Below are 7,777 nucleotides of genomic sequence, written 5' to 3'. Positions count from 1 at the left end.
CACCCCCTGGCTGCACTACTACAATCACCACCGCGGCCACACCAGCATCGGCGGCCCACCCACCACACGCGTACCCAACCTCCCAGATCAATACACCTAAAGATTGCGATCGCCAGGGGTGCCGCCGGCCCGCTCAGTACCTGCGTTTCGGTACGGGTAGACGCTGGTTGCGCTCGGGTTCGGTGTATGGTGCGCGGGAATCACTGTCGCCGCCAGGAAATGAGGATCGGGTGCCTACCGAAGTCATCGTGATCGGCTTGCTGGCTCTCGCTGGATTCCTCGTCGGCGGCGTGTACTCGACATGGAAGACGGCCAAGCTGGTCGCCATCGTGCTCGCCCTGCTTGCTCTGCTGGCCGCTGGTGGGGCGATCACCTGGCTCGTATCGAGCTGACGCGCGGGCCGTCCGCGGCCATATCCGCGACGGGCGGATCAGATACCGCCTTCGCTACCTGGCTTCAAACGCGGCGAACCTGGGCCAAACCGGGCCATCTCATCATCGCCGTTCTGTAGCGAACAGCTACGCAGTGACAGGCAGCCGCAGCCGACGCATCCGGTCAGCCGGTCGCGTAGCCGCTGCAGGGCATCAATTCGCGCGTCTAGCTCGGCTTGCCAGGAACGGGACAGTCTGGTCCAGTCCGCTTTGGTTGGCGCATGATCCGCGGGCAGCATGCTCAGCGCATCCCGGATGTCCTCCAGGCTCAGCCCTACCCGCTGCGCGGCACGGATGAACGCCAGCCGGCGGAGCACCGAGCGCGGATACCGTCGCTGATTGCCGCCGGAGCGTTCTGCGGTCACGAGGCCCTTGTCTTCGTAGAAACGCAACGCGGTGTGCGGTACGCCACTGCGATCGGAGACCTGGCCAATCGTGAGGTGATGGGGAAGCTTGCTCACCCCGCCAGGCTACCGGTGACCTCAAGTTAGGTCGAAGTTGCCCCTCGATGAAGATCATTTCTAGTGGCGAGCGAAACGTAGCGACCATCACATTTTTGCACTTCGAGAAAAATTGCACTTAGGGCAAAATCTTACCTATCGTGGTGAGCATGACGTCCAAACTCGGCCATCGCGAGGCCAAGAAGCTGCAGACGTGGCGTTCGCTGGCCAACGCGGCCTTTGAGCTCGCCGCCGAACGGGGCCTGCATGAGTTTCACATCGAGGACGTCGCCGAACGCGCCGGCGTATCCCGCCGGACGTTCTTCAACTACTTCAACCGCAAGGAGGAGGCGGTTGTCGCGGTCGTCGACATACTTGTCGAGGACTTGCTTGTCGAGTTCGAGCAGGAGCCGGCGGACGAGTCACTGATCGACTCGGTGTGCCGGCTGGCCTCCCGCGCCGCGACGGGGGAGCGGGGGCCGCGGCTGGCGGCGTTGCACGAACTGTCCAACCGATGCCCGGAGCTACGTCCCTACGCGCTCGGGCAGCGGGACCGGATGGTCCGATCGGCACATGAAGTCCTCATCAGGCTGCATCCGGAACTGCAGGACACGCTCTACTCCTGGTTGCTGCTGAACGTCGCGGTCACCGCGGCGGAGGCGGCGCTGGAGTTCGGCCATACCGGGCAGCCGCTTTCGCAGGACGACCTGCGGGCACGGCTCGACGAGGCTTTTGACTATCTACGTAACGGTTTTCGCCAGCCAGCCGATCGGCGCTGATCGGTGTCGTACACCTGATTTTCCTGAGGAGACTGCATGGCAACGTTGTTGTACCGCCTCGCCGACGCGGCGCGGCGCAAGCGCGGCTTGGTGGTGACAGTCTGGGTACTGGTGCTGGCGATCGCGGGTGGCGCCGCGGCGGCCTTCACTGGTCAAACCAGCAATCAGTTCGCCATCCCGGGTACCGAATCGCAGGAAACGCTGGACCGCCTCGAGGAGCAGATGCCGGAAGCGGCCGGCGCGTCCGGCAGGGTGGTCTTCGGTGCACCGGAGGGTGAGCAGCTCAGTGCCGAGGCGCGCGGCGCGATCAGTGCCGCGGTGCAGGAGGTCAGCCAGGCTGACCAGGTCGTCGCCGCGGTGGACCCGTTCCAGTTCGGCACCGTATCGCCGGACCAGCGCATCGCGATGGCGCAGGTGCAGTTCTCGGTGCCGATGGAAGGGGTGAGTGACCAGGCCAAGGATCAGATCACCAGCGCTGTCGACCAGGTGGAGCAGGTCGGCGTCGAGGTCGGCTACAGCCAGGTGATCGCCGGTGAGATGCCAGCCATCAGTGCGCTGGAGGCCATTGGTGTGGCGATCGCCGCGATGGTTCTGGTGATCACCTTTGGCTCGCTGATCGCGGCCGGCATGCCGTTGCTGAGCGCCTTGGTCGGTGTCGGTATCGGGATCGGCGGGATCTACGCGCTTACCGGATTCATCGACATGTCCAGTACCTCACCGATTCTGGCGATGATGCTGGGGCTCGCGGTCGGTATCGACTACGCCTTGTTCATCGTGCACCGGCACCGGCGACAGGTGCTGGACGGGATGTCGGTGACGGAGTCGATTCCGCGGGCGATCGGCACGGCCGGCAGTGCGGTGTTCTTCGCTGGGCTGACGGTGATCATCGCGCTCGCCGGGTTGTCCGTGGTCGGGATTCCGTTCCTGTCCGTGATGGGTATCGCCGCGGCGGCCACCGTGGCCATCGCCGTACTGGTGGCAATCACCTTCCTGCCGGCGGTACTCGGGATGGTCGGCGAGCGCATCGTCTCGCCGAAGGCGCGCGCGAAGGCCGCGGAGCAAGCCGGCAGCTCGGCCAAGCCGAGTTTCGGATTCCGCTGGGCACGCGGCGTGGCCAAGCGACCGATCGCCACCTTCGCGCTGGTGCTGGTGTCCCTTGGTGTGCTGGCGGTCCCCGCCTTCTCGCTGGAACTCGGCCTGCCGGACGACTCCACGGCACAAGAGGGCAGCGCGCCGCAGCGAGCCCACGAGATGGTTGAGGAAGGTTTCGGCTCGGGATTCTCCGGCCCGCTGCTGGTGGTCGCCGAGCTGCCGAACGGGGCCAATCCGCAGGCCGGCTTGCAGCAGCTGGCCGGTACCTTGCAGCAAGTCCCCGACGTCACCGCGGTACAGCCGGCCGGGGTGAGTCCGGATGGCACAACCGGACTGCTGCAGCTGATTCCGAGCAGCGGACCGTCTGATATGGCCACCAAGGATCTGGTGCACGAGCTGCGCGGCCAGGCCGACGAGATTCAGGCGAGCACCGGGGCGGAGATCTCGGTGACCGGCCAGACGGCGATGAACATCGACGTGTCCGAAAAGCTCAGCGAGGCGCTTCCGGTGTACCTGGTGGTGATCGTCGGCCTGTCGCTGATCCTGCTCGCGGTGATGTTCCGCTCGCTGCTCGTCCCGCTGAAGGCGACCGCCGGATTCCTACTGACGGTGGCTTCCTCGATCGGTGTCGTGGTCGCGATCTTCCAGTGGGGTTGGCTGAAGGATCTGGTCGGTATCACCGAGGGCGCGCCGATCATCAGCTTCCTGCCGATCATCCTTGTTGGTATCCTTTTTGGACTAGCGATGGACTACGAAGTGTTCCTCGTTTCCGGTATGCGAGAGTCCTATGTGCACGGTGCGGACCCGCGTAAGGCCGTGGTAGACGGATTCGGGCACAGCGCGCGAGTGGTGACCGCGGCCGCGTTGATCATGGCTTCGGTGTTCCTTGGCTTCGTGTTCTCCGCTGATCCGATCATCAAGTCGCTTGGCTTCGCGCTGGCCTTCGGCGTCGCGGTCGACGCGTTCGTGGTGCGGATGACGCTGGTGCCGGCACTGATGACGCTGTTCGGCAAGGCAGCGTGGTGGTATCCGCGATGGCTGGACCGGATCACGCCCAACGTGGACGTGGAGGGTGCCGAACTGGACAAGCAGGCGGAAAAGCGCGAACGCACGCGCCAGGAGACCGTGTCCGTTTAACGAAGTACGTTCCGCAATCGGCCGATGAGACCCCCGGGTGACAGCCACCTGGGGGTCTCTCGCGTCTCGCCGTAATGGCGGGTACGGGTGTGGCGAGCGGACCATAGACCGGATGCGGCGCGTCGACTAGAAATGTCTCATGAGCCGCAGCGCGAACACCGCTTTGTACAGCAGGAATTTTCTGCTGCTGATCTGCGCGGTGGTCTGTATGTCGATTGGCTACGCCACCTTGCTGCCGGTGCTGCCGCTGTGGGCCGTCCGGGGCGGGGCGAGTGAGTTCGTCGGCGGCACTATGAGCGGCCTGTTCATGGCCACCACGGTGCTCGCCCAACTCGGCACGCCGTGGCTGAGCCGCAAGCTTGGTTACCGGCTCACCCTGGCCCTCGGCTGTTTGCTGCTTGGCGCGCCCGCACCACTGTTCGGCTTCATCACCGACGCGGAACCGATGCTGGTGCTCTCCGCGATTCGCGGTATCGGCTTCGGGCTCACCACGGTCACCGGGAGCGCGCTTGTCGCGGAACTACTGCCCCGGCACGAGCTTGGCCGCGGCTCCGGACTGCAAGGTGTCGCGGTCACGCTCCCGCAGCTGGTCGGGCTGCCGGCTGGGGTGTGGCTGGCGGAGAACTGGAGCTACCCGGGAGTGTTCTGGCTCACCGGCATCGTGCCCGTACTCGGTTGCGTGCCCGCGCTGCTGCTGCCCCGGCTGTCCGGTCAGCTCACCCCACCTGGGGGTGGCCGGCCGATCGCGCAACTACGTGCCCTGCTTGGTCCATGGTTGGCGGCGTTCGCCGTGGGACTTGGCTACGGTGCCGTCGTCACGTTCGTACCGATGTCGATATCGACATCGGTACTGGTGTTGCTCGCGGTCGGTTCCGCGATGCTGCTGGGTCGCTGGGCTTCGGGTGTCGTCGCGGACCGGATGCTGGCCCCTGGCCAGCAGCTTCCCGCAGGTGTATTGCTCGGTGCGGCTGGACTCGCCGGGATCGCCCTCGCGATCGCGGCGAGTTCGGGCTGGCTCGCGGTGCTCGCCGGCGCGCTGTTCGGCCTTGGCTATGGGGTGATCCAGAACGACGCGCTCGTCGTGATGTTCCACCGGGTCCCGCCGTATCGCTACGGCCTGGCCAGCGCGAACTGGAACGTGGCCATCGACGGCGGCTACGGTCTGGGTGCCGTGCTGATTGGCGCCATCGTCACCGGCCCCGGATTCGTGGCCGCATTTGGCGTGTCCGCCGGTTTGCTGCTCGCCGTGCTCCTCCCCGCGGTCGTGGTGGCCAGGCGGGTACGGCGGACCGCCGCACCGGAACGGGACGACAGCCGTGACGTAGCCTTGGACCGTGCCTAAGGTCGTCGTACTGGACTACGGATCAGGAAACCTCCGCTCCGCGCAGCGTGCGTTGCATCGCGCCGGCGCTGAGGTCGAGGTCACCGCGGATCCGGACGCGGCACTCGACTGCGACGGTCTCGTCGTCCCAGGAGTGGGCGCGTTCGCCGCGTGTATGGCCGGGTTGCGCGCCGTCGGCGGACATCGCATCATCGGCCGCCGGTTGGCTGGCGGCCGTCCGGTGTTGGGGATTTGCGTGGGTATGCAGATCCTTTTCGAGCGCGGCGTGGAACATGGACAGCACACCGAAGGCTGCGGTGAATGGCCAGGTGTGGTGGACCAACTACGCGCCCCGGTACTGCCGCACATGGGCTGGAACACCGTGCGCTCGCCGGCTGGCTCCCGGCTGTTCGCCGGGCTGGACATCGACGAGAGGTTCTACTTCGTCCACAGCTACGCGGCGCGGGAGTGGACTCAGGTCGCCGCGCCCCCGCAGCAGCCAGCCCTGGTCACCTGGGCCACGCACGGGGACGATTTCGTCGCCGCCGTCGAGCACGGACCGCTGGCGGCAACCCAGTTCCACCCGGAGAAGTCCGGGGACGCGGGCGCCGAGCTGCTGCGTAACTGGGTGACCGGGGTGAACGGCTAGGCACCCCGGAGACCAGCGTGACCAGTCTGGTTTTAGGGTATGCGGGTGACATTCACGCTGCTTCCCGCTGTCGATGTGGCCGAAGGTATGGCCGTCCGTCTGGTACAGGGTGCCGCGGGCACCGAGACGTCCTATGGCGACCCGCTCGACGCGGCGCTTGCCTGGCAAACGGATGGGGCCGAGTGGATTCATCTCGTTGATCTCGACGCCGCCTTTGGCCGAGGGACCAACCATGAGCTGCTCGCCAATGTGGTGCGCGCCCTGGACGTCTCGGTCGAACTCTCCGGAGGTATCCGAGACGACGAGTCGTTGCGCGCCGCGCTGGACACCGGTTGCGCGCGGGTGAACCTGGGTACCGCGGCCTTGGAGGACCCCGAGTGGTGCGCCAAGGCCGTCGCCGAGCACGGTGAACGGGTCGCGGTCGGGCTCGACGTCCGGATCACCGAAGCGGGGCACCGGCTGGTGGCGCGGGGCTGGACGCGGGACGGTGGGGACCTCTGGGAGGTGCTCGAGCGGCTGGACGCGGACGGCTGTCCGCGCTACGTGGTGACGGATGTGAGTAAGGACGGCACGCTGCGTGGTCCGAATATCGAGCTGCTGCGCCAGGTCTGTGCCCGGACCGATGCCGCGGTGATTGCTTCCGGCGGAGTGTCCGCCGTGGATGATCTACGCGAACTGGCGCGGTTGAGCGAGGATGGGGTGGAGGGCGCGATCATTGGCAAGGCGTTGTACGCCGGCGCCTTCACGCTGCCCGAAGCACTCGCCGCCGTTCAGTAGTCAACTGGCGCCGCGCTGAGTGGTCAGTCCAGAGTGGTCACTCAGCGTTCGCGCGTGTCCTGATCATCACGATCGTTCGGATTGGGCACTCCGCGAGATGTGGCCGCGAGCACATATCTGCTCGCGGCGAGTTCGTGGACTGTACTGACCATCAGCCGATTCTAGGGTTTTGCCACGATCAGTGTGTGACGCTCGTTGACGTTGCCGAGCATCCCGCCTAGTTTCATGTCGATCTCGACGATGGGTGGGCGGTATGGCGGACGGATGGTTCACGCGCCGAAGGTTCCTCGGTGGTGCCGCGGCTTTGGGTGGCGGGCTGGTACTGGGTTCCTCGCTCACCGGTTGCGCTGAGCTGCCCACCGGAGACACCGGCAAGGCCATGCTGAACGAGCTACGCAGTGCTGGTGTGGCAAGGCTGGCCATCGGCAATGAACCGCCATACACCCAGATCAAGACGGATGGCTCGGTCACCGGGGCGGAGCCGGAGGTGGCACGCGCGGTCCTGCGCATGATGGGGATCGATGACGTGCAGGGCATCATCACCCCCTATGAGGGCATGATCCCGGGCCTGAACGCCCGCCAGTGGGATCTGATCACCGCTGGGTTGTACATGAACAGATCCCGCTGCGCGGAGATCATCTATTCCGAACCAGATATCGTCTCCACCGAGTCCTTCGCGCTTCGCAAGGGAAATCCAACGGGGATCGAAACCTTGGCCGACGTCAAAGCGGACAGTTCGATCACTATCGCGGTGCTCGCCGGCGGATACGAGGATGGTCTACTTAGGACTGAAAAGGTTCCTCGTGGACAGATCTCGGCCGTGCCGGATGGGCGTAGCGGGATTGAGGGCCTGCAAGCCGGCAGGGTGGACGTGTTCCTGTTGCCGACGCTGTCGTTGCGCGAGCTCGTCGCGGACAACGCGAGTGATATCGAGGTCAGCCCGCCAGTCCCGGATATCGCCCCGACCGGATCGGGTGTCGGCTTCCGCAAGACCGACGGGTACTTCCGCGATCTGTTCAACGAGAAGTTCCAGGAACTCAAGGACAGCGGTGAGTTCGCGGCGATTATCGAGCCATGGGGCTTCCCAGCCGATGAGGCGATCAACACTACGGCGGAGGAACTATGCCAGGCGCCCGGGTAAGTATGTCTAG

General features: G+C 65.6%; 8 protein-coding genes. 7 read left to right on the top strand and 1 reads right to left on the bottom strand.

What is annotated here, in order from left to right; genetic code table 11:
* Nucleotides 1-230: 230 nt before the first annotated feature.
* The gene (locus EV191_RS30175; protein ID WP_165913056.1) at nucleotides 231-392 is read left to right on the top strand and encodes a hypothetical protein; all 162 of its coding nucleotides are present in this window, start codon (nucleotides 231-233) and stop codon (nucleotides 390-392) included.
* Nucleotides 393-430: 38 nt separating this feature from the next.
* Here EV191_RS30175 and soxR read toward each other — a convergent pair whose 3' ends face one another.
* Entirely contained in the window at nucleotides 431-892 is a 462-nt protein-coding gene (soxR, locus tag EV191_RS22305) for a redox-sensitive transcriptional activator SoxR (RefSeq protein ID WP_132879089.1), read from the bottom strand.
* 149 nt (nucleotides 893-1,041) lie between these two features.
* Here soxR and EV191_RS22300 point away from each other — a divergent pair, with 149 nt between their 5' ends.
* From EV191_RS22300 to ehuB, 6 genes are all read left to right on the top strand, one after another.
* Nucleotides 1,042-1,650, top strand: coding sequence for a TetR/AcrR family transcriptional regulator (locus tag EV191_RS22300; RefSeq protein ID WP_132879088.1), 609 nt, complete (start codon nucleotides 1,042-1,044; stop codon nucleotides 1,648-1,650).
* Between the two features lie 36 nt (nucleotides 1,651-1,686).
* On the top strand, nucleotides 1,687-3,879 hold the full coding sequence (locus EV191_RS22295) for an MMPL family transporter (RefSeq protein ID WP_132879087.1): 2,193 nt from the start codon (nucleotides 1,687-1,689) through the stop codon (nucleotides 3,877-3,879).
* A 139-nt stretch (nucleotides 3,880-4,018) separates the two neighbouring features.
* The gene (locus EV191_RS22290; protein ID WP_132879086.1) at nucleotides 4,019-5,221 is read left to right on the top strand and encodes an MFS transporter; all 1,203 of its coding nucleotides are present in this window, start codon (nucleotides 4,019-4,021) and stop codon (nucleotides 5,219-5,221) included.
* Nucleotides 5,214-5,849: an imidazole glycerol phosphate synthase subunit HisH gene (gene hisH / locus EV191_RS22285; protein ID WP_132879085.1), complete on the top strand. Its 636-nt coding sequence runs from the start codon at nucleotides 5,214-5,216 to the stop codon at nucleotides 5,847-5,849. Before EV191_RS22290 ends, hisH begins: the two co-directional genes overlap by 8 nt.
* 45 nt (nucleotides 5,850-5,894) lie before the next feature.
* Nucleotides 5,895-6,626 carry a bifunctional 1-(5-phosphoribosyl)-5-((5-phosphoribosylamino)methylideneamino)imidazole-4-carboxamide isomerase/phosphoribosylanthranilate isomerase PriA gene (gene priA / locus EV191_RS22280; RefSeq protein ID WP_132879084.1) on the top strand — a complete coding sequence of 244 codons (732 nt, stop codon included), beginning with the start codon at nucleotides 5,895-5,897 and terminating at the stop codon, nucleotides 6,624-6,626.
* Nucleotides 6,627-6,879: 253 nt separating this feature from the next.
* Nucleotides 6,880-7,767 (top strand): ectoine/hydroxyectoine ABC transporter substrate-binding protein EhuB, encoded by an 888-nt coding sequence (gene ehuB / locus EV191_RS22275; protein WP_132879083.1) that lies wholly within the window; start codon nucleotides 6,880-6,882, stop codon nucleotides 7,765-7,767.
* Nucleotides 7,768-7,777 lie beyond the last annotated feature (10 nt).

The sequence above is a fragment of the Tamaricihabitans halophyticus genome (assembly GCF_004340875.1).
GTDB lineage: Bacteria > Actinomycetota > Actinomycetes > Mycobacteriales > Pseudonocardiaceae > Tamaricihabitans > Tamaricihabitans halophyticus.
The sequence above is the reverse complement of the archived record's forward strand: the minus strand, read 5'-3'. Positions and strand labels throughout refer to the sequence as shown.

Coding starts and splice junctions, on each gene's coding strand:
- EV191_RS22300 (WP_132879088.1), top strand. CDS start 1,042: ATGACGTCCAAACTCGGCCATCGCGAGGCCAAGAAGCTGCAGACGTGG.
- EV191_RS22295 (WP_132879087.1), top strand. CDS start 1,687: ATGGCAACGTTGTTGTACCGCCTCGCCGACGCGGCGCGGCGCAAGCGC.
- EV191_RS22290 (WP_132879086.1), top strand. CDS start 4,019: ATGAGCCGCAGCGCGAACACCGCTTTGTACAGCAGGAATTTTCTGCTG.
- ehuB (WP_132879083.1), top strand. CDS start 6,880: ATGGCGGACGGATGGTTCACGCGCCGAAGGTTCCTCGGTGGTGCCGCG.